This window comes from Ralstonia sp. RRA, assembly GCF_037023145.1.
Classification (GTDB): domain Bacteria; phylum Pseudomonadota; class Gammaproteobacteria; order Burkholderiales; family Burkholderiaceae; genus Ralstonia.
On record NZ_CP146091.1, the window covers coordinates 2,548,137 to 2,568,695 of the forward strand.

The 20,559-nt window shown below is 65.4% G+C and carries 21 protein-coding genes and 1 riboswitch; of the genes, 10 read left to right on the top strand and 11 right to left on the bottom strand.

Translation table 11 applies throughout. The annotated features are described in order from the left end of the window. The first annotated feature begins 23 nt into the window (after positions 1 to 23). Positions 24 to 875 (top strand): pantoate--beta-alanine ligase, encoded by an 852-nt coding sequence (gene panC, locus V6657_RS12320; protein WP_048934603.1) that lies wholly within the window; start codon positions 24 to 26, stop codon positions 873 to 875. Positions 876 to 920: 45 nt separating this feature from the next. Here panC and V6657_RS12325 read toward each other — a convergent pair whose 3' ends face one another. Together V6657_RS12325 and V6657_RS12330 are read right to left on the bottom strand one after the other, a co-directional pair. Further along, positions 921 to 1,586, bottom strand: a complete 666-nt coding sequence (locus V6657_RS12325; RefSeq protein WP_048934602.1) for a ParA family protein — start codon at positions 1,584 to 1,586, stop codon at positions 921 to 923. Positions 1,587 to 1,673: 87 nt separating this feature from the next. Next, a complete protein-coding gene (locus V6657_RS12330) occupies positions 1,674 to 3,161 on the bottom strand; it encodes a cobyric acid synthase (protein WP_048934601.1) in 1,488 nt (495 codons plus the stop codon). A gap of 70 nt (positions 3,162 to 3,231) precedes the next feature. On the opposite strand from V6657_RS12330, the gene cobU reads away from it, so the two are divergent. Genes cobU through V6657_RS12350 form a run of 4 tightly spaced genes read left to right on the top strand, consistent with a single transcriptional unit; the run spans position 3,232 to position 6,781 of the window. Further along, positions 3,232 to 3,807, top strand: a complete 576-nt coding sequence (gene cobU / locus V6657_RS12335; protein WP_048934600.1) for a bifunctional adenosylcobinamide kinase/adenosylcobinamide-phosphate guanylyltransferase — start codon at positions 3,232 to 3,234, stop codon at positions 3,805 to 3,807. A 2-nt stretch (positions 3,808 to 3,809) separates the two neighbouring features. Continuing rightward, complete coding sequence (gene cbiB, locus V6657_RS12340) at positions 3,810 to 4,790, top strand: adenosylcobinamide-phosphate synthase CbiB (RefSeq protein ID WP_048934670.1); 981 nt, start codon at positions 3,810 to 3,812, stop codon at positions 4,788 to 4,790. Then, positions 4,787 to 5,827 carry a threonine-phosphate decarboxylase CobD gene (gene cobD, locus V6657_RS12345; protein ID WP_048934599.1) on the top strand — a complete coding sequence of 347 codons (1,041 nt, stop codon included), beginning with the start codon at positions 4,787 to 4,789 and terminating at the stop codon, positions 5,825 to 5,827. Before cbiB ends, cobD begins: the two co-directional genes overlap by 4 nt. A 9-nt stretch (positions 5,828 to 5,836) precedes the next feature. Beyond that, on the top strand, positions 5,837 to 6,781 hold the full coding sequence (locus V6657_RS12350) for a cobalamin-binding protein (protein WP_048934598.1): 945 nt from the start codon (positions 5,837 to 5,839) through the stop codon (positions 6,779 to 6,781). 3 nt (positions 6,782 to 6,784) lie between these two features. Here V6657_RS12350 and cobC read toward each other — a convergent pair whose 3' ends face one another. From cobC to V6657_RS12385, 7 genes are read right to left on the bottom strand one after another with little or no spacing between them, the layout of a single operon-like run. Beyond that, positions 6,785 to 7,372 carry an alpha-ribazole phosphatase gene (gene cobC, locus V6657_RS12355; RefSeq protein ID WP_048934597.1) on the bottom strand — a complete coding sequence of 196 codons (588 nt, stop codon included), beginning with the start codon at positions 7,370 to 7,372 and terminating at the stop codon, positions 6,785 to 6,787. After that, on the bottom strand, positions 7,357 to 8,127 hold the full coding sequence (locus V6657_RS12360; RefSeq protein ID WP_048934596.1) for an adenosylcobinamide-GDP ribazoletransferase: 771 nt from the start codon (positions 8,125 to 8,127) through the stop codon (positions 7,357 to 7,359). The genes cobC and V6657_RS12360 overlap by 16 nt, the downstream gene beginning before the upstream one ends. Further along, the gene (gene cobT, locus V6657_RS12365; RefSeq protein ID WP_048934595.1) at positions 8,124 to 9,164 is read right to left on the bottom strand and encodes a nicotinate-nucleotide--dimethylbenzimidazole phosphoribosyltransferase; all 1,041 of its coding nucleotides are present in this window, start codon (positions 9,162 to 9,164) and stop codon (positions 8,124 to 8,126) included. The genes V6657_RS12360 and cobT overlap by 4 nt, the downstream gene beginning before the upstream one ends. Before the next feature lie 18 nt (positions 9,165 to 9,182). Continuing rightward, positions 9,183 to 9,806, bottom strand: coding sequence for a cob(I)yrinic acid a,c-diamide adenosyltransferase (gene cobO, locus V6657_RS12370; protein ID WP_048934669.1), 624 nt, complete (start codon positions 9,804 to 9,806; stop codon positions 9,183 to 9,185). After that, positions 9,793 to 10,632: an ABC transporter ATP-binding protein gene (locus V6657_RS12375; RefSeq protein ID WP_048934594.1), complete on the bottom strand. Its 840-nt coding sequence runs from the start codon at positions 10,630 to 10,632 to the stop codon at positions 9,793 to 9,795. Before V6657_RS12375 ends, cobO begins: the two co-directional genes overlap by 14 nt. Then, the gene (locus V6657_RS12380) at positions 10,629 to 11,636 is read right to left on the bottom strand and encodes an iron ABC transporter permease (protein ID WP_048934593.1); all 1,008 of its coding nucleotides are present in this window, start codon (positions 11,634 to 11,636) and stop codon (positions 10,629 to 10,631) included. The genes V6657_RS12375 and V6657_RS12380 overlap by 4 nt, the downstream gene beginning before the upstream one ends. Before the next feature lie 10 nt (positions 11,637 to 11,646). After that, a complete protein-coding gene (locus V6657_RS12385) occupies positions 11,647 to 13,533 on the bottom strand; it encodes a TonB-dependent receptor (protein ID WP_048934668.1) in 1,887 nt (628 codons plus the stop codon). Between the two features lie 254 nt (positions 13,534 to 13,787). After that, positions 13,788 to 14,041: riboswitch (cobalamin riboswitch) on the bottom strand. A 164-nt stretch (positions 14,042 to 14,205) separates the two neighbouring features. On the opposite strand from V6657_RS12385, the gene V6657_RS12390 reads away from it, so the two are divergent. The 4 genes from V6657_RS12390 to V6657_RS12405 all read left to right on the top strand — a co-directional run bounded on the left by V6657_RS12390 (position 14,206) and on the right by V6657_RS12405 (position 16,696). Further along, positions 14,206 to 14,520: a hypothetical protein gene (locus V6657_RS12390; protein WP_048934592.1), complete on the top strand. Its 315-nt coding sequence runs from the start codon at positions 14,206 to 14,208 to the stop codon at positions 14,518 to 14,520. Continuing rightward, on the top strand, positions 14,517 to 14,834 hold the full coding sequence (locus V6657_RS12395; RefSeq protein WP_048934591.1) for a cell division protein ZapA: 318 nt from the start codon (positions 14,517 to 14,519) through the stop codon (positions 14,832 to 14,834). The genes V6657_RS12390 and V6657_RS12395 overlap by 4 nt, the downstream gene beginning before the upstream one ends. Positions 14,835 to 15,429: 595 nt before the next feature. Next, positions 15,430 to 15,900 (top strand): EVE domain-containing protein, encoded by a 471-nt coding sequence (locus V6657_RS12400; RefSeq protein WP_048934667.1) that lies wholly within the window; start codon positions 15,430 to 15,432, stop codon positions 15,898 to 15,900. A 94-nt stretch (positions 15,901 to 15,994) separates the two neighbouring features. Continuing rightward, positions 15,995 to 16,696: an SIMPL domain-containing protein gene (locus tag V6657_RS12405; RefSeq protein WP_048934590.1), complete on the top strand. Its 702-nt coding sequence runs from the start codon at positions 15,995 to 15,997 to the stop codon at positions 16,694 to 16,696. A 65-nt stretch (positions 16,697 to 16,761) separates the two neighbouring features. On the opposite strand, the gene lgt is transcribed toward V6657_RS12405, so the two are convergent. After that, the gene (gene lgt, locus V6657_RS12410; protein ID WP_048934589.1) at positions 16,762 to 17,682 is read right to left on the bottom strand and encodes a prolipoprotein diacylglyceryl transferase; all 921 of its coding nucleotides are present in this window, start codon (positions 17,680 to 17,682) and stop codon (positions 16,762 to 16,764) included. A gap of 12 nt (positions 17,683 to 17,694) precedes the next feature. After that, entirely contained in the window at positions 17,695 to 18,627 is a 933-nt protein-coding gene (locus tag V6657_RS12415; protein ID WP_048934588.1) for a LysR substrate-binding domain-containing protein, read from the bottom strand. A 247-nt stretch (positions 18,628 to 18,874) separates the two neighbouring features. Between V6657_RS12415 and ilvD the strand changes: the two genes are divergently transcribed. Continuing rightward, entirely contained in the window at positions 18,875 to 20,548 is a 1,674-nt protein-coding gene (gene ilvD / locus V6657_RS12420; RefSeq protein ID WP_048934587.1) for a dihydroxy-acid dehydratase, read from the top strand. Positions 20,549 to 20,559 lie beyond the last annotated feature (11 nt).

The following is a 20,559-nucleotide window of genomic DNA, read 5'->3' on the forward strand; positions in this document are numbered from 1 at the left end:
CCGCTGACTCACACCACAAACGCATGAAAGTCATCTCGTCCATCCAGGAACTGCGCGACCAGCTGCGCGGCCAGAACCGCGTCGCCTTCGTGCCGACCATGGGTAACCTGCACGAGGGCCACCTGAGCCTGATGCGCCTGGCGCGCCAGCACGGCGATCCGGTGGTGGCGTCCATTTTCGTGAACCGCCTGCAGTTCGGCCCGAACGAAGACTTCGACAAGTACCCGCGCACCCTGCAGGACGACATCGAGAAGCTGCAGAAGGAAGGCGTGTACGTGCTGTTTGCGCCCACCGAGCGTGACATGTATCCCGAGCCGCAGGAATACCGCGTGGACCCGCCGCATGACCTGGGCGACACGCTGGAGGGCGAGTTCCGCCCCGGCTTCTTCAAGGGCGTGTGCACGGTGGTGATGAAGCTGTTCTGCGCCGTGCAGCCACGCGTGGCGGTGTTCGGCAAGAAGGACTACCAGCAGTTGATGATCGTGCGCCGCATGGCGCACCAGTTCGCCCTGCCGGTGGACATCATTCCCGCTGAGACGGTGCGTGCGGAGGACGGGCTGGCACTGTCTTCGCGCAACATGTATCTGTCCAGCGATGAACGCGCCGAGGCGCCCGAGCTGTACCGCACGCTGCACCAGGTGCGCCAGGATGTGCTGGAGACCGTGCTGCAAGGCCAAGCCTCGCACGAAGCGGTGACCAACAAGGCGATGGAGTACCTGCGTGGCCGCGGCTGGCAACCCGACTACGTGGCCGTGCGCCGCCGCACCGACCTGCAGGCACCGACACCCGAGAACATCGCCGCCGGCGAGCCACTGGTGGTGCTGACCGCCGCCAAGCTCGGCAAGACGCGCCTGATCGACAACCTCGAGATCTGAGCGACGTATCGCCCAACAAAAAGCCCGGCAGTTGCCGGGCTTTTTTCATGCCGCCGCTGACGCATCAACCACGGTGGCCTGCGGGGGCGTTTCCCCCAGCCAACCGAGGATGCCGCCCCACTGCTCCACATCCTTCGCCACGCGCGAGGGCGCCACATCCCACAGCGTCAAGCCGTGCGCGGCCAGTTGCACGTAGTTCTGGGTATCGCGCAAATAGCCGAGGATCGGCACTTCCAACCCCTGCACGAAACGCTGGAGCTGTTCAGCGGCGCGCGTGCGCATGTCCACGCGCATGCCGACCACGCCCAGCTTGACCTCGCCGTGGCGAACCGCCTTTTCATCGGCCAGTTTGCGCAGGAAGGTCTGTGTGGCGAGGATGTCGAACATCGAGGGCTGCAGCGGCACGATCACGTGGTCCGACAGCTTGACCAGATCGGTCAGCCGCCAGCCGTGCAGTCCGGCCGGCGTATCGAGCACCACATGCGTGGTGCCCTTGGGCGGCTTGGCGATGTGGTCAGCGCTGATCTCCCACGTGTGGATGGGCTTGGCCGTCTCGGGGCGCAACGCCAACCATTCGCGCGATGACTGCTGGCGGTCGGTATCGCCCAGCATCACGGCGTGGTCCTGACTGGCAAAGTAGCCCGCCAGATTGGTTGCCAGCGTGGTCTTGCCCACCCCGCCCTTCGGATTCGCTACAACGGCCACCGGCATGCCTGCCTCCTTGTACACAATCGCGCGATCGCTGAATCATGTGCCGAGTGGATCACTCGACGGATCTGCCTATCCGGTAATTATGGCTCAGCCCGCACGTGGCAGCGTCCCGAACAGCGCGGCAAGGTTGAGGTGCGCCTCGCACGTGTCGGCAAGGCGTTCAAGCGATGCCTCGCGTAGTGCCCCGTAGTCCTGCGCCTGCGCATCGCGCACGCCGGCCCAGGCAAGCAGCGCTCGGCAGGCTTCAGGCGCATCGAACAGCCCGTGGAGATACGTGGCGAGGATCTGCCCGTCGGGCGAGATGGCCCCGTCTGCGCGCCCGTCGTCGAGTTGCACGGCGGGCCGCGCGAGTGCCGGCCCCTCGGTCACGCCCATGTGGATTTCATAGCCGGCAATGGCTGCCCCGCCCTCCGCCAGCGTGCCGCGCACTTGCCGCAGCTGCTTGGCAGCCTCCAGCGTGGTCTCGAAATCGAGATAGCCGAGACCATCAACGCTGCCGGGCACACCTTCCAGCCCCTGCGGATCATGCAGGCGCCGCCCCAGCATCTGCATGCCGCCGCAGATGCCGATCAGCTTGCCGCCGTAGCGCAGGTGCCGCGCGATCGCCACTTCCCAGCCGTTGGCACGCAACCAGGCGAGGTCTGCCTGCACGCTTTTGCTGCCGGGCAGGATGATGAGATCGGCTGGGGGAATCGGCTGGCCCGGGCCAACCAAGCGCACGTCCACCTGCGGGTGCGCGCGCAGCGCATCGAAATCGGTGTGATTGGATACGCGCGGCAACACCGGAATCACCACGCGCAGCGCATCGCCAGAGGCTGCGCGCTGCGCGGTCTGCACGGCGTCTTCCGCATCCAAATGCAGGCCGTGCAGGTACGGCAGCACGCCAAACACCGGCTTGCCCGTCTGCGCCGTCAGCCAATCCAGCCCCGGCGTAAGCAGCGAGATGTCGCCGCGAAACCGGTTGATGACGAAGCCGGCCACACGCGCACGTTCGCTCTCCGACAGGCAGGCGAGCGTGCCAACCAGATGTGCGAACACGCCACCACGGTCGATGTCGGCGACGAGCATGACCGGACAATCGACGGCTTCCGCAAAGCCCATGTTGGCGATGTCGCGGTCGCGCAGGTTGATCTCGGCGGGGCTGCCAGCGCCTTCCACCAGCACGAGGTCGTATTGCATGCGCAGGCGGGTGTGCGACTCCAGCACCGCGGCCATCGCGGTGGGCTTGTAGTCGTGGTAGGCGCGGGCGTCGAGGTCACAGCGCGGCTGGCCGTGGATGATGACCTGCGCACCGGTGTCGCTGTTGGGCTTGAGCAGCACGGGGTTCATGTCGACCGTGGGTGCAACGCCTGCGGCCTGTGCCTGCAGCGCCTGGGCACGGCCGATCTCACCGCCGTCTGCGGTGACGGCGCTGTTGAGCGCCATGTTCTGCGGCTTGAACGGCGCCACGCGCACACCGGCGCGATGGGCGACGCGGCACAGCCCTGCCACCAGCGTGCTCTTGCCGGCATCGGACGTGGTGCCCTGGATCATCAGCGTGCCGCGTGGCGGCACAGTAAACGGTGGCTTTGGCATGCGCGGATTATCGCATTCACATATCTGCGCCCGCTCTGCATCAAGGGGCCCCCACGGCTAAAATGCGCGGATGTCCCGCCGTCTCACACTCGTCCTCGGTGGCGCCCGCTCGGGCAAGAGCCACCACGCTGAACAACTCGCGCTGCAATGCGCGGGGCCGGTCACGTATGTCGCCACGGCGGGTGAAGGCGATGAAGAGATGCAATTGCGCGTGGCCCTGCACCGCGCACGCCGGCCCGAGCATTGGGGCCTGGTCGAAGAGCCCGTGCGCCTGGCCGAAGCGCTGTACACGCACACCCAGCACGGTGGTTGCGTGCTGGTGGATTGCCTCACGCTGTGGCTCAACAACCTCCTTTTCTCTGAGCACCACGAGTATCCCGACACCGGCCTCATCACGCCCCCCGAAGCCTGGACGACCGAGATTGACGCCCTGCTCACCGCCCTGCCGCTGCTGCCTGGCGAGGTGATTCTCGTGAGCAACGAGATCGGTCTGGGCGTAGTCCCGATGGGTGCCGTCACGCGTTTCTATGTGGATGAACTCGGCCGCCTGAACCAGCGCCTGGCTGCGCTGGCCGACAACGTGCATCTGCTGGTGGCCGGCATCCCGATGGTGGTCAAAGGGCCGGCACTCGGCAGTAGCGCGTGACCCTGAGCGTGCCGACAGGCGGTGTGACCAACCTCGGCTGGTCGCTCGTGGCGCTGGCCGCACTGGCCGGTGTGCTGCTCGACCGGCTGCTGGGCGAAGTGCCGCGCTGGCATCCGCTGGTGGGCTTCGGGCGCATTGCCAACACCATCGAGCACACCATGAACCGCGAGCCGGCAGCGCTGGTTTGGTCGCGCATCGTCGGCCTGCTCGCCTGGGCGATTGCAGTACTGCCGTTCGTGCTGGTGGCGGCGTGGCTTGTCGCAGCAGCGCATGCGACTTCGGCGTGGGCTGTGGTGGCACTCGATGCGGTGGCGCTCTACGTTGCGATCGGCGCGCGCAGCCTGCATGACCACATCGCGCCGATTGCGTCCGCCTTGCGCGCAGCCGACCTGCCCCGCGCACGCGCACTGGCCTCGCGCATCGTCTCGCGGGATCTGTCCGAAGCAGCCGACGAACCCATCGCCCGCGCTGCCGTGGAATCGGCGCTGGAGAATGGCAGCGACGCCGTGTTCGCCCCCTTGTTCTGGCTGGTCGTGGCTGGTGCGCCGGGCGTGGTGCTCTACCGGCTGGCCAACACGCTCGACGCCATGTGGGGCTACCGCAATGCGCGCTTCACAGGCTTTGGCTGGGCGGCGGCGCGCATCGATGACGTGCTCAACTGGATTCCCGCCCGGCTGACGGCGGTGAGCTATGCGCTGCTCGGTCACACCGCCGATGCGCTGCACTGCTGGCGCAAGCAGGCACCGCAGTGGTCGAGCCCCAACGCGGGCCCGGTCATGGCTGCCGGCGCTGGCAGCCTGCGCGTGCAGCTTGGCGGCACGGCACGCTACGAAGGCGTGGACGAAGCCCGCCCCCTGCTCGGCACCGGCAAGCCTGCGAGCGCCACCGACATCAACCGCGCACTCGCACTTGTCTCACGCACGTTGTGGCTATGGATCGGTGTGCTGGGCGCTGCCGCCGTCATCGCACGGAGCCTCGCATGAATGCCATCGTCCACGGCGGCAACCTCGCCGCCGCACGCGCACGATATGGCGAACCGGCGGGAGGCTGGCTCGATCTCTCCACGGGCATCAACCCGCACGGCTATCCGATCCCGCCGATTCCGCCTGATGCTTGGCTGCGCCTGCCGGAAGACGATGGGCTCGAAGCGCTGGCCGCCGCGCACTACGGCGTGAATGACGCCAAGGCGGTGCTGGCAGTCGCAGGCTCTCAGGCCGCCATCCGCACGCTGCCGGCCCTGTTGCCCCGCAGCCGGGTCGGCGTCGCTCAAGTTGGCTACAGCGAATACGCACCCGCCTTTGCACGCGCTGGACATGACGTCACCGCCCTGCCCGAAGCCGCCTTTCTGGGCGCTCTGCCCGACGACGTTCGACACCTCGTCGTCGTCAACCCGAACAATCCGACCGCGCGTGTTCTATCGGCCAGCACCCTGCGTGATTGGCATGCACGCCTGCACGCGCGCGGCGGCACGTTGATCGTCGATGAGGCCTTTATCGAAGCGCTCGAAGATGGCCCGACGCTCGCGCCGTTGGCAGGCACGCCAGGGCTGGTGGTCCTGCGGTCCATTGGCAAGTTCTACGGGTTGGCCGGAGCGCGCATCGGCTTTGTGCTGGGCGCGCCGGATCTGCTGGCTGCGCTGCGCGATGCGTTGGGACACTGGACCGTCAATGGCCCCGCTCGCACCGTCGTGCGCGCCGCGCTGACGGATACCGCCTGGCGAACCACCAACCGCACCCGCTTGCAGTGCGAGGGCACGCGCCTGCACACGTTGCTCAATTGCCACGGACTACCCAACACCGCCACGCCACTCTTTGCCTGGGCGCCGACATCACGTTCGCCGTCGCTTCACGCACAGCTGGCGCGGCTCGGCATCTGGACGCGCCTCTTTGATGTGCCGGGCCAGGGACATGGCATGCACCCCACACATGACGTGCTCGGCATACGCTTTGGCCTGCCTCCGGATGAGACCGGATGGCAACGTCTTGGCGATGCGCTAGCATCGCTGTCGCTCTCCGTTTGACCCACCCCGATGCCCGCTCGCTTCCCCCACTTTGCCCGTCGTTTGTGTGTGCTTGGCCTTGCTGCACTGGCCATTGCTGCTGCACCGGCGCTTGCCGCCATTTCCGTCACCGATGACACCGGCGCCACGGTCACCTTGCAACACCCTGCACAGCGCATCGTCAGCCTGGCACCGCATGCGACTGAGCTGCTGTTTGCAGCGGGCGGCGGCGCGCGCATCGTCGGCACGGTGGCCTACAGCGACTATCCGCCGGCCGCACGCGACATTCCGCACGTGGGCGACAACCGTGCGCTCGATCTGGAGCGCATCGCTGCGCTCAAACCCGATCTGGTGGTGGTCTGGCGCCACGGTAATGCGCAGAAGCAGATCGACCGCCTGCGTGCACTGGGCATTCCGCTGTTCTTCTCCGAACCGCACCACATGGGCGACATTCCGCGCTCCATCGAAGCACTCGGCACGCTGCTCGACACGCGCGCCAGCGCTCACGATGCCGCACAGCAGTTCCGCCAGCAGGTCGATACGCTGCGCAACCGCTATGCAAGCAAGCCACCGGTGCAGGTGTTCTATCAGGTGTGGGAGCAGCCGTTGATGACGCTCAACGGCCAGCACATCTTCACCGACATGCTGGCGCTGTGCGGTGGCCGCAATATCTTTGCGGGCGAGCCGCTTCTGGTGCCGACGGTATCGCCTGAGGCCGTCATCGCGGCCAATCCCGAAGTCTTGTTGACGGCGAGCATGGGCGCCACACAAGGCAGCCGCCCCATCGACACGCTCGACGGCTGGAAACGCTGGCCGCAACTGTTGGCCGTGCAGCGCGGCAACCTGTTCAGCATCAATGGCGATCTGATCAACCGCTTCGGCCCGCGCCTGGTGGAAGCCGCGGCGCAGTTGTGCGATGACCTGGAGCAGGCGCGGATGAAGCGCCGAAACACGCAGGCGGCCAGCGGACGCTGATGATCAGCGGTTCCAGAACAGCAGGATGGGCAACGCGTCGGGTTGCCCGGGTTGCACGCGAAAACCGCACGCACCACCCCATTGCAACGGCCACTGCAGCGTTTCGGCCAGCGGACGTTGCAGCCAGTACGCAGCCAGCGCGCGCATGCAACCCGCATGCGTCACGGCCCATACACAAGGGACGGGAGACGCAGCCATCGATTCGGCCCACGTGGTTACGCGCGCCAGCAAGTCGGCGGCAGACTCCCCCCCGTGTGGGTTACCGTGCACCAGATCGCGCGCCCAGCGATCGACCTGCGCGCGCGGGATGTCATCCCACTGGCGGCCCTCCCAGGCGCCAAAGTCGAGTTCCATCAGTTGCGCGTCAATCTCCAGCGCGGGCAACTCAGCCACCTGCTGGATAGCCTGAGCCGTGAGCCGGCTGCGTTGCAGCGGACTGGCCTGCAGACGCTGTGGTGGATGCGCACTGAGTTTCTCGGCAATGGCCAACGGATCAGGGTCCATCGGCGCATCGAGCGGCAGATCCGTGCGTCCGTAGCACAGGCCGGCCGTCATGGCGGGCCGCGCGTGGCGGATCAGGATGAAATCCATGCCAGCAGCCCCCACAGAATCAGCAGTTCGAACACCTGTTGCGCCATCCCCAGGCAATCGCCCGTGATGCCGCCGATGCGGCGCACGAAGTAGCGGCCCAGCAGCCAGCGAGCAACAGACACCCCCACGACCACGAGCGCCGCACACTCCGGCCCGAACCACAACAGCGGCGCGATACCGAAAATGCCCGCCCACAACGCGTCGCTCCAGCGCATGCGCTGTGCAACGGGCTTGGCCTTGCCTTCAGCACGTACATAGTCATGCGTGAGCAGATAGCTGACCGCAGCGGCGCGGCTGGTGGCATGTGCGCCCACCATCGCCGCCAGTATGGCGACGGGATGCACCGTCAAAGCTGTCAGCAACTGCCACTTCAGCAACAGCGCCATGCACACTGCGATGGCCCCGAACGCACCGATGCGCGAGTCGTGCATGATGCGCAGCCGGTCTTCCGGCGTGTAGCCGCCGCCAAAACCATCAGCACAATCGGCCAGGCCATCTTCATGGAAGGCGCCGGTCAGCAACAGCGTGGCCACCATCGACACGGCGACCGCCACGCCAGGCGCTGGCACCGTGCGCGACACCAGCCAATACACCGCCGCTGCCACTGCGCCTACCAGCCAGCCAACCAGCGGAAAGTAGCGTGCCGCGCGATTCAGCCCCGCTTGCGAGAATCCGACCGACGCCGGCACGGGAATACGGGTGAAATACCCGACCGCCGTCCACAGCGCCTGCCAGTGCTCGCGCAGTGCGTTCATGAGCCCGAGCGCTCGCTCACACCCGCGCTGGCGAAGGTCGCCATCTCGCGCAGGAAGGCCACGGCGGACACCAGCAGCGGATACGCCAGCACCGCCCCGCTGCCCTCACCCAGGCGCAACGACAGCGACAGCAGCGGCCGCGCATCCAGCACCTCGAGCAGCGCGCGATGACCGCGCTCATCCGACACGTGGCCAAACACGCAGTAGTGCAGCACGTCAGGCGCCACGCGCGCCGCCACCAGCACGGCTGCCGTGGCGATGAACCCGTCGACGAGAATGACCATGCGCCGCTTGGCTGCCTCGATCACCGCCCCGACAATCGCCGCAACTTCGAAGCCGCCAAAGCAGGCCAGCACGTCCAGCGGATCCCGCACATCTGTGTGTTTGGCAAGCGCGGCTTCCAGCACGGCCCGCTTGCGGGCGAGGCCCTCGTCATCAAGGCCCGTGCCACGGCCCACGCATTGCGCCACCGGCATATCGCACAGCCGCGCCATCACGCACGCAGCAGACGCCGTGTTGGCAATGCCCATCTCACCAAGTGCGATCACGTTGGTGCCGAGCGATGCATGGTGCGCCACGCGCTGCGCGCCGAGTGCCATTGCGCGATCACGCTCGTCGGCGGTCATGGCAGGCTGCTCCGCAAAGTTGCGCGTGCCGGGGCCGACAGGTGCGTCGACCAGACCCGGCGTGTCCGCCGTCCACAGCGGCGCAGCCACGCCGGCATTGACCACTTCCAGCGCAAACCCATGCTGACGGCTGAACACGTTGATGGCCGCACCGCCTGCGATGAAATTCAGCACCATCTGCGCCGTCACCGCTTGCGGATAGGCGCTCACGCCCGCATGGGCGATACCGTGGTCCGCAGCGAACACCACCATCGCCGGGCGCGTGAGCACCGGCGCCTCGGTGTTCTGGATCAGGCCGATCTGCACGGCCAGCGGCTCCAGCCGACCCAGCGCACCCAGCGGCTTGGTCTTGCTATCAACAGCGGTCTGCAGGCGGGTACGCAGCACCGGATCAAAAGAAGGAATCTGCATGGTTGAAGCCCACAAGGCCTACAGTTCGACACCCGGCTGCGCCTGGATGCCTTGGGAAAATGCGTGCTTGACGAGCGTCATGTCGGTCACGGTATCGGCGGCTTCGATCAACTCGGACGGCGCCCCGCGTCCGGTAATGACGACGTGCTGTGCAGCCGGCCGTGCACGCAAGTCGGCCAGCACCGTCTGCACATCAAGATAATGGTATTTGAGCGCGATATTCAGTTCATCCAGCAACACCAGGCCGATGGACGGATCGCTCAACAGTTCACGCGCGCAGGCCCAGGCAGCTTCTGCCTTTTCAATGTCACGCGTGCGATCCTGCGTCTCCCACGTGTAGCCTTCGCCCATCACGTAGAACTCGCATTGCTCGGGAAAACGGCGCAGGAAGCGCTCCTCGCCGGTCGGAATCGCGCCCTTGATGAACTGCACGACGCCAACCTGCATGTCGTGGCCCATGGCGCGGATCACCATGCCAAAGCCGGAACTGGATTTGCCCTTGCCGTTGCCGGTGTTGACCAGCAACACACCGCGCACGTCGGTGGCCGCGGCAATCTTGGCATCCACCACGGCCTTCTTGCGCTGCATGCGCGTGCGGTGGCGCTCGTTCAGGCCGCTGTCGTTATCGTCAGAAGTCGTCATCAGGATCATCAGGAATCAAGGCCGTGCGGCGGCCATCCGCCACCTCAGCAATCGGGGTGCGCAGCACGCGGGCGCAATGTTCGGGGGTGAGCACCTCGGCGGCAGAGCCTGCATTGGTGTGGCCTTCGCCATCCATCAACAAAGCGTGCGTGGCGAAGCGGCGCGCGAGGTTCAGGTCATGCACCGTCAGCACAACCAGCCAACCGTGTTTGCGGCACCCCTCGCGCAGCAGGCGAAGCACGGCGATCTGCTGGTGCAGGTCCAGATGCGCAACGGGCTCGTCGAGCATGAGGACACGCGCGTCCTGCGCAAACACGGCCGCCATGGCCACGCGCTGGCGCTCGCCGCCTGAGAGCGTGCGGACATCACGCTGTACAAGCGACTGCAACTGCAGCGCAGATACTGCTGCATCAACGGCATGTGCATCGGCATCACCCTCCCACTCCCAGCGCGCGAGATGCGGATGGCGGCCGGTCATGACCGCCTCATACACCGTCATCGGGAAGGTGTCATGCAGCGCTTGCGGCAGAAACGCGCGGCGGCGGGCCATGGCAGCGGCGGGCCAGTCCGCGAGCGCTTGGCCGTCCAACATGACACTGCCGCCATCCGCATCGCGCAAACCCGCCAATACCGATAGCCATGTCGATTTGCCTGCGCCGTTCGGGCCGACTACGCACCAGAGCTGCCCACCGGTGGCCGTCATCGACAGGCATTCGATCAGTACACGCCCATCCATGGCCACACGCAGATCGCGCAGCGTGAGTTCTGGCACAGCATCGACCTCTGCAAACGCGGCCGGAGCGGGGGCACGGCGCAGCCAGCTCATCGCGTGCTCCGCATCAGCAGGTAGAGAAATGTCGGCACACCCAGCAGCGTGGTAATCACGCCCACCGGCAACTGCGTCGGCGCGATCAGCGTGCGGGCGATCAGGTCGGCCAGCATCAGCATGCCCCCACCGGCCAGTACCGTGGCAGGCAGATGGATGCGCACGTCGCGCGTCCAGGCCAAGCGCACCATGTGCGGCACCAGCAGGCCAACAAACGCAACGGAGCCGGCAATCGTCACGGCCACCGCCGTACACAGCGAGGCCACCACGTAGATCAGTGTGCGTACGCGTGCGACCGGCACACCCAGCGCGCGGGCGCGCGTCTCGCCAGTCAGCAGCACGTTCAGGTCGCGCGCATGCGGCAGCACCACGGCTACCGCCACGACGAGCGCGGCCAGCGCGCCGAGGTAACGATCAGCGCCACCCAGGTCGCCGACCATCCAGAAAATCATGCCGCGCAGCTTGTTCTCGGGCGCGACCGTCAGAATGAGGGTAATCAGCCCGACCCAGCCGGAGGCCATCACCACGCCGCCGAGCAGCAAGCGTGCATTGGCCTCGCCAGGTTCACCACGCCACAGGTGCTGGCGTGCAAGCGCAGCCACCAATGCCATCGAGAGCAGCGCGCCAGCGCCAGCGCTTGCCTGCACGCCCCACCACGGCAGCGAGAACAACATGGCCGTCAACGCCGCCACTGCTCCGCCGCCGGACACCCCCAGCACATACGGATCCGCCAACGGATTGCGCAGCAACATCTGCATCAACGCACCAGCAAAGGCCAACAGCCCACCGGCAGCAAACGCAGCGCCCGCACGTGGCAGGCGCAACTCGGTGACGATGCCTGCTGCCAAGCTATCGCCACCGCCAAACAAAGCCCGCCAGACTTCGGCGGGCGACAGCTTCACGCTGCCGAGCATCAATGACGCCACCAGCACCGCCACACACGCGAGCGCCAGCAGCGACCAGAGTCGCCAGGCAAAACCGCGTGCGGGCAGTGCAGGTGTCATCCGCGCTTCCTTACTTCTTCGGCTCGTGCTGTTGCCACGACAGCGTGAAGAACACCCCACGCGATGCCGTGTTGTACGGATAGATCAACTGGTAGCTCTTGTTCGTCACGTTCTCAAGGCGTGCCGACAGTGCCCAGTCCGGCGTGATCTGGTAGCGGCCGACCAGGTTCAGCAGGCCATAGCCGCTGAGCGTCTTGGTGGAATCCTGGCGATCGCCCGCCGCATTCCACTCAACACCCGCCGAGAACGGCCCGAAGGTCTTGTACGCCGACACGCTGCCGAAGTGCCGCGCGCGGCGCGACAGCAACTGGTTGGCCGACAGATCCTGCGGGTTCTGCATGGTAAAGCTGGCACGCAGATCCACGCCATAGATCGAACCCCGATACGATGTCTCGACACCGTTCACGCGCGCACGGTTCACGTTGGCTGCCAGGAAGGTGCCTGCCACCGGATCAAACACGCTGGTGATCAGGTTGCTGTAGTCCGTCTCGAACACCGTCATGCGCACCAGGCCGATCGCGCCGCTGTATTCCACGCCGCCCTCCACCGAACGCGCCTTTTCGGGCTGCAGATTCGGGTTGCCGAAGAACGGGTAATACAGTTCATTGAAGCTCGGCGCACGGAAGGCGTTGCTCACGCTCGCCACAGCCTTCCACTGCGGGTTGAAGGCGAAACCGTAACCGGCGTAGTAGCTGTTGGCACCGCCGAAGTCCGAGTAGCGGTCACGACGCAGGTTCAACTGCAGCTGATGCGGACCGAACTTGCCCTCATAGCCGATGTAGCCGGAATCGACATTGCGCGTGGGCACGTTGTAGGCATCGCTGTCGATGCTCGTCTGCAGATGCTCCAGGCCCACCTTGAGCAACTGACCGGGCATGAAGGCCCAATCGTTCTGCCAGCTCGCCGTCTGGTTGCGCGTGTTGAAGCGCGCAGGCACCTGCAGCACGCCGTTGGTGAAGTTCAGGCTGCGGTCATCCCCCTGCGAGAGCGTCAGGCGTGTCTTCCAGTCCTGCGTCACCTTGCCGTCCACGTAGGCCGACATCGAGCGCACCACGTTGTGTGCGATGTTGATGTCGGTCGGCTTGCCGAAGGCGTTGTCGTAACTGACATCACCCCAGGTCTGGAAGTACGTCAGGCCCGCCTGCCAGTCCGCGGAGAACCGATGCGACAGTTGCGCCGACACGCTCTTGTTCGTGTACGGGTTGTCGTTTGGGTTGGCCTTGGGCGCCTGCAGCGGATTGATGGTCGAGAAGCCGTTGGTCTTGAACTCCGACACCGACACCGCAAACGACGTATCGCCGCCCTCGCCCAGCGAGCCGCTGATGCCGGCCTGTGCACGCTTGGTGTTGCGCGCGCCGTACTCGATCTCGGCATTGGCCAGCGGCGCGTGCCCCTTGCCGCTGCGCGTGAAGATCTGCACCACGCCGCCAATCGCATCCGAGCCGTACAGCGCAGACACGTTGCCGCGCACGATCTCGATGTGGTCGATCTGGTCGGCCATCAGTTGCCCGATCTGCGCGCCGCCCGACGTGCCGGAACTCACGCGCACGCCGTCGATCAGAACCAGCGTCTGGTTGGAGCTGGCGCCGCGCATGAAGAGGCTGGCATTGGTGCCGGGGCCGCCGTTCTGCGCGATCTCGATGCCGGCCTCGCGGCGCAGCAGGGTCACCGCATCCGCGGCTTGCGAGCGCTCGATGTCGGCGCGGCTGACAACCGTCGTGTGCGGCAGTGCATCCGACAAGGGCTGCTCGCTACGCGAAGCCGTTACCACCGTCGGGTTCAGTTCGCCCACCGGCGTGCTCGCCATCCGTGTATTGCTTTGTGCCCAGGCCGGTGCAACTGCACCTGCCATGACCCCCGCAACAACCCCCAATCGTGCGCTGACAAGCGCGCACATGGCCGTCCGGGACATCCGGAGTGGCCGCTTTGTAGTCAAGCTCATGTTGAAAAGACAAGAAGCGTCAGCCGGACCCGTTCCCCCGCGGGTCGCTGGCAGCAGGATCTCGATGCGGTTCCCTCACATCGGCTCAGAACCGGTTCACGATCCGTAGCGAGCGGTCCGAGGTTGGCCCGAGAAACACAGCCGTACGTGGGTACGGCGAGTATCACAGGGCCAAGATCGGGCCGCGCAGTAGGATCGTGGACCGGTTCGCTGAGATCCACCGTCCTGGCCGGTATCCGGGCTGGCGAAGCGGCCTGTCCGCCTTCCCATTCCCGAAGAAACAGTGGCTGGTTGGACAGACCGCGCGGTGCCCTCCTCTTCTTGCGAGAGATGGCGGGCACGCGCGACGTTCGCTTACCGTTGCGGGGGCAGCGCAGGTTGGCGCATCGCTTGTGGGGCGGCGCTCCCTGCTTCCCGTTTAACTGCAGATGGTGCTGCGGGCACCAGGACGGCAGCGAGTTTACCGTCAAATACCCACCATCGCGCCAAAAGACGGGAAAAGACGGGCAAAGCTGTTGTGCCCTGGCCGCCGCCTGTGTATTCCGCTCGATTGCGCATCCGTATGGAGGACAGGCGCAATCGGCATGATGGGCTAAAATCCCCCCACTCGATTCTGATTGACAACCGATGCTGAACGAACTCGAACACCTTGCCGACAAGATCGCGCGCGTGCTGCGTCACGCCGATGCGCTTGCCGCCGAGAACCAGCGCCTGCGCGCAGAAGTCGAACGGCTTACCGCGGAAGCCGAGGTCTCCAAGACCGAGCGCGACGCCATGGTGGCCGATCGCAGCGTGCTCAATGCCAAGATCGAAGAAGCGCAACTGCGCATCCAGTCGATTCTCGACAAGCTGCCGACGGCCACCGACGCCCGACAGCTTGACCTCCTCGGCCAGAGCGCCGGCGATGATGCCGCCGCCCCGCACTCGGAGACCAAAGCATGAGCAGCAAGCAAATTGAAGTGAACATCGCCGGGCAAGCGTATAAATTTGCCGTCTCGCCCGACAACGAAGCCGCGCTGCGTGAAGCCGCCGCCATGGTCGACAACCAGATGACGCGCATCAAGAACGGCTCGAGCACCAAGGGCATCGAGCGTGTTGCTGTGATGGCCGCCATCAGCATCGCGTCGGATCTGCTGTCGATGCAGCGCCAGGCCGCCTCCGATTCCGCCCTGCCGATCGACACCATCCGCGCCAAACTGGCCGACCTGAACGCCCGCGCTGACGAGGCACTGCGCCAGTACGGCCAGGTCATTTGACTTAGTACAAAACGTGTTTGTAACCGGATCGCATCCGGGCTTGGGTTCGGGTGCGAACGGGTGTATAGTGTCACCCAATGGCTGCCGGCAGTCTCCCGCAAACCCTTACACCATAAGGCTTTAGCGACTACAGACTCACAAGCCGGTTGCTCGCGATGAATCTCTCAGACGCATCGCCATGTCGTCAAAGACATGCGCCACAACGTGGTGATGCGTCTGACAGTTTCCCTGCCTGGTTCGCCATGGCCATTAATTCCTTGAACCGATAAGCAATTGCTTGGTGCGGGATATGCCGTGTGGGCGAGCGCGTCTTCCAGTGCATAGCGTGCGACGCAAGTCGTAGGCTCCCTGCGCCGGTGATGTACCCAAAATGCGGCTTCCGCAGCCTCTCTGAACCTCACTTGGGTTCAGGATGCGGGTCTAGCGGCCGAGGTGGGGACCCAACAAAAGGCGGTAGTGCACATGTGCGCTACCGCCTTTTTCTTTGCGCGTTTCCTTTGTGCATTCGGTGATGCATCGCCAATAGCAAGGCCATGGCGCTATTGCTATGCTGCGCACACCGTCACTTCCGTACGCCGCCCGTACGCCCAACCCGATGGCCGCCCAATACTGGTTGATGAAGTCCGAGCCCGACGAGGCCAGCATCGACACGCTGCACGCCGAGGGCGCCCTGCCCTGGACCGGCGTGCGCAACTACCAGGCACGCAACTTCATGCGCGACCGCATGCGCATCGGTGATGGCGTGCTGTTCTACCACTCGTCCTGCCCACAGCCGGGTATCGCTGGGCTGGCGGAGGTCTGTTCGACCAGCTACCCCGATCCCACGCAGTTCGACGCCAAAAGCCACTACCACGATCCCGCTTCCAAACCCGAGGCACCGCGCTGGATGCTGGTTGACGTGAAGTTCGTGCGCAAATGCGCCCTCATTGATCTACCCACGCTGCGCGCGCAGGAGCAACTCGCCGACATGACCGTGCTCCAACGCGGCAATCGCCTGTCGATCACGCCGGTCACGCCCGCACAATGGCGTTACATCACCACCAAATTGATGCGTGATCCTGAGTAAATGGCACGCAACGGTTGGGAATTGTTACAAACGTGATGAACGATGCGCGTTGCAGCCAGTCAGACGCATCACATTGCTTTTTTGGGAGAACACAATGAAATCTGTCCTGGCCGCAACCATTCTGGGGACCGCAATGATGACGACTGCTTTCGCACAAGCCGCACCTGAGACGAATCATTCGGGCGTGCTGTCGCTGGATGCACAGGCCGTGACCGAAGTGCCGACCGACACCGTCACCCTGACGCTGGGCGCCGAACAGGAAGGCGCGGACCCGGGCGCGATCTCCACGGCACTTTCGCGCAAGGCCGATGAGGTGATCGCCCAGGCCAAGCGGACGTCCGGCGTGCAGGCAGAAACCGGCGGCTTCAACATCTACCCGAACACCAATCGCGACGGCAAGATCAGCACCTGGCGCGGCCGTGCGGAAGTGCGCATCACGTCGAAGGACTTTGCTGCCGCTTCCAAGCTGGCAGGCCAACTGGCCAACCAGATGCAAGTGCAGAACGTGAACTTCACGCTCTCGCGCGAGGCACGTACGGCGGCTGAGGCCAAGCTGATCGACCAAGCCGTTGCCTCATTCCGCGACAAGGCACTGACAACCACCAAGCTGTTCGGCTACACGAGCTACACGATCCGCGACGTGCACGTGAGCGAAGGCAGCAACAATCCGGGCCCGCGTCCGATGATGCGCATGGCAGCCGCACCGGCTTCGTTCGATTCGGCCCCGGTGCCCATCGAGGGCGGCAAGGCGCAAGTGACGGTGACCGTCTCCGGCGCCGTGCAGATGCTGAAGTAACGCACCTGCCAGCCATCAAAAAAAGCCACCGCTTGCGGTGGCTTTGTCTTTGCGCCGATGCGGCCTCAGGCGTGTGCCTGGGTTTTCGCACCGTTGCCGTTGCTGCCGGCGCGGCCATTACGTCGATATGCCCACGCCAGCATCGCAATCCCTGCCAGGATCATCGGCAGCGACAGCCATTGCCCCATCGACAGATTCGCCGCCAGCAGGCCGAGGAAGTTGTCCGGCTCGCGCGCAAACTCGGCCAGGAAGCGGAACACACCGTAGCCGAGCAGGAAGGCGCCCGACACCGCGCCCATCGGCCGAGGCTTGCGTGCATACAGCCACAGCAGAATGAAGAACAGCACGCCCTCGCCCGCGAACTGGTAGAGCTGCGAGGGATGGCGCGGCAGCATGTGGTACTGGTCGAACACGGCCTGCACGCCGCTGGTGACGGCCTGCTGCGCGTGCGAGAGCAGCCACTCACGGTCTTCGCCCTGCGCCTGCGGGAACATCATCGCCCACGGCAGATTGGGCGAGGCCACGCGGCCCCACAGCTCACCGTTGATGAAGTTGCCCAAGCGCCCCGCAGCGAGTCCGCACGGCACCATCGGCGCGATGAAATCGGTCACCTGCATCCACGAGCGGCCGCGCATGCGGGCATACAGCATCATCGCCACGACCACGCCCAGGAAGCCGCCGTGGAAGGCCATGCCGCCCTCCCACACCTTGAAGATGTCGAGCGGGTGGGCGAAGTACCAGTCGGCCTTGTAGAACAGCACGTAGCCCAGACGCCCGCCCAGGATCACGCCCAGCACGCCGTAGAACAGCATGTCGTCGAGATCACGACCGCTCCAGCCCTCAGCGGCGATGTGCGGCTGGCGCGTGCGCAGCCGGCCGAACCACAGGAACATGATGAACGCCGCCAGATACATCAGGCCGTACCAGCGGATGGCGAGCGGCCCCAGATGCAGGGCGACGGGATCGAATTGCGGATGGATGAGCATGAATCCTGGGCTTCAGGTTGAGTTGTCTTTGTGCAGCTTGGCGACGGCCTCGGCGCTGGCCACGAACCACGGCAGCACCGGTGAGGCCGCATCGCGCCGCCACACCAGTCCGGTTTCGATGAACGGGCTCGGCGCGGCGAGTTCGAGATAGACCACGCCGGTCCGCTGCAGGTTGCATAGCGATGCGGGCACCAGCGCGACGCCCATCTCAGCGGAGACGAGGCTGACGATGGTCTGCATCTGAATGGCCTCCTGGCCGATGCGCGTGGCAGCCTCCCCGCCACCGTGCGCGGCATGATAGCCGGTAATGATGTCATACAGCGCAGGCGCAGACCGCCGCGGGAAGATGATGAGCGGCTCGGCCGCCGCATCGGCCAGCGCAAAGGGCTGGCCGGGCGCGATGCCCCATTTTTCTGCACGCGATGTCGGCACTGCCAGCACCAAGCGCTCCCGCACCAGCGGTCGATACTCCAGCTCGCCAGGGACAGAACCCGCGTGATGCGCAATCACCACGCCCGCATCCACCTCGTCGGCCAGAAGCGCTTCGATCTGCACATCGCTTGTGGCTTCACGCAACTGAAACTGCACATCTGGGCGTGCGTCGCGGAAGTGCCGCAGAACAGCAGGCAGGATGCCGTAGTCGGCCGTACTAACGAAGGACAGCGACAGCGAGCCCACCTCCCCGCGCGCGAGCCGCTGCGCCAGCGCAGGGAGCGCGCCCGCCTCGGCGAGCACGCGCCGCACCTCGACCAGCCAGCGCGCACCCACCGGCGTGAGCGCCACCGAGCGCTGCGTGCGGTGGAACAGCGTGACGCCCAGCTCCTCCTCCAGCGCACGGATCTGCTGCGACAGCGGCGGCTGCGTCATCGACAGGCGCTCGGCAGCGCGGCCGAAATGCAGCTCCTCGGCAACGGTCACGAAATAGCGAAGTTGGCGCAAATCCATATCGGCGATTGATAGTTTTTTCAACTCAATAATCGCTCAATAATATATTTGACGCGCCTTTTGTCCAAGCGCATGCTGGGCGCCATGCTGTTTCTCGGGAGTACCGAAAACCGTAGCGAGCAGCCCGAGGTTGGCCCGAGAAGCGCAGCCGTACATGGGTACGGCGAGCATCGCGGGGCCAAGATCGGGCTGCGCAGTAGGTTTGCGGTGCTCCCGGACGACATTCCCGCCCCCACGGAGACCTCCCATGCCAGACAACAAGCGTTCCCAGCACATCACCCAGGGCGTGGCGCGCTCGCCCAACCGCTCGATGTACTACGCGCTGGGCTACACGAAGGACGACTTCAACAACCCGATGATTGGCGTGGCGAACGGCCACTCGACCATCACGCCGTGCAACTCGGGGCTGCAGAAGCTGGCCGATGCGGCAGTCGCTGCTGTGAAGGAAGCCAAGGCCAACCCGCAGATCTTCGGCACGCCAACCATCTCCGACGGCATGTCGATGGGCACCGAGGGCATGAAGTTCTCGCTGATCTCGCGCGAAGTCATTGCCGATTGCATCGAGACCTGCGTCAACGGCCAGTGGATGGACGGCGTGGTCGTCATCGGCGGCTGCGACAAGAACATGCCCGGCGGCATGATCGCCCTGGCGCGCACCAACGTGCCGGGCATCTACGTGTACGGCGGCACCATCAAGCCCGGCCACTGGAAGGGCAAGGACCTGACCATCGTGTCGTCGTTCGAGGCCGTGGGCGAGTTCACCGCCGGCCGCATGAGCGACGAAGACTTCGAGGGCATCGAGAAGAACGCCTGCCCGTCGAGCGGCTCGTGCGGCGGCATGTACACCGCCAACACAATGAGCTCGTCCTTCGAGGCGCTGGGCATGTCGCTGCTGTATTCGTCGACGATGGCGAACCCGGACCAGGAGAAGGTCGACAGCGCTGCCGAATCCGCGCGTGTACTGGTCGAAGCCGTGCGCCGCGACCTGAAGCCGCGCGACATCATCACGCGCAAATCGATCGAAAACGCCGTGGCCGTGATCATGGCCACCGGCGGCTCGACCAACGCCGTGCTGCACTACCTGGCCATCGCCCACGCAGCCGAAGTGGAATGGACCATCGATGATTTCGAGCGCGTGCGCCAGCGCGTGCCAGTCATCTGCAACCTCAAGCCGTCTGGCCAATACGTGGCGACCGACCTGCACAAGGCCGGCGGCATCCCACAGGTGATGAAGCTCCTGCTCAACGCCGGTCTGCTGCATGGGGATTGCATCACCATCACCGGCAAGACGCTCGCTGAAGAACTGGCCCACGTGCCCGACCAGCCGCGGGCGGACCAGAACGTGATCCTGCCGATCAACAAGGCCCTCTACAAAGAAGGCCACCTCGCCATCCTGAAGGGCAACCTGGCCGAAGAAGGTGCTGTGGCGAAGATCACCGGCCTGAAGAACCCGGTCATCACCGGCCCCGCGCGCGTGTTCGACGACGAGCAGAGCGCGATGAGCGCCATCCTGGGTGACCAGATCAAAGCGGGGGACATCCTCGTACTGCGCTATCTGGGCCCCAAGGGCGGCCCGGGTATGCCGGAGATGCTGGCCCCCACGTCCGCCATCATCGGCAAGGGGCTGGGCGAGTCGGTGGGCTTTATCACCGATGGGCGTTTCTCGGGCGGCACGTGGGGCATGGTGGTCGGCCACGTCGCGCCGGAAGCGTATGTGGGCGGCACGATTGGCCTGGTGCACGAGGGTGATTCGATCACCATCGACGCGCACCAGCGCCTGCTGCAACTGAACGTGCCGGACGACGAACTCGCCGGTCGCCGCGCGGCGTGGAAGCAGCCTGCACCGCGCTATACGCGTGGCGTACTGGCGAAATTTGCGAAGCTGGCGGCGCCGGCCAGCAAGGGGGCGGTGACGGACTGATCCGTATCGCG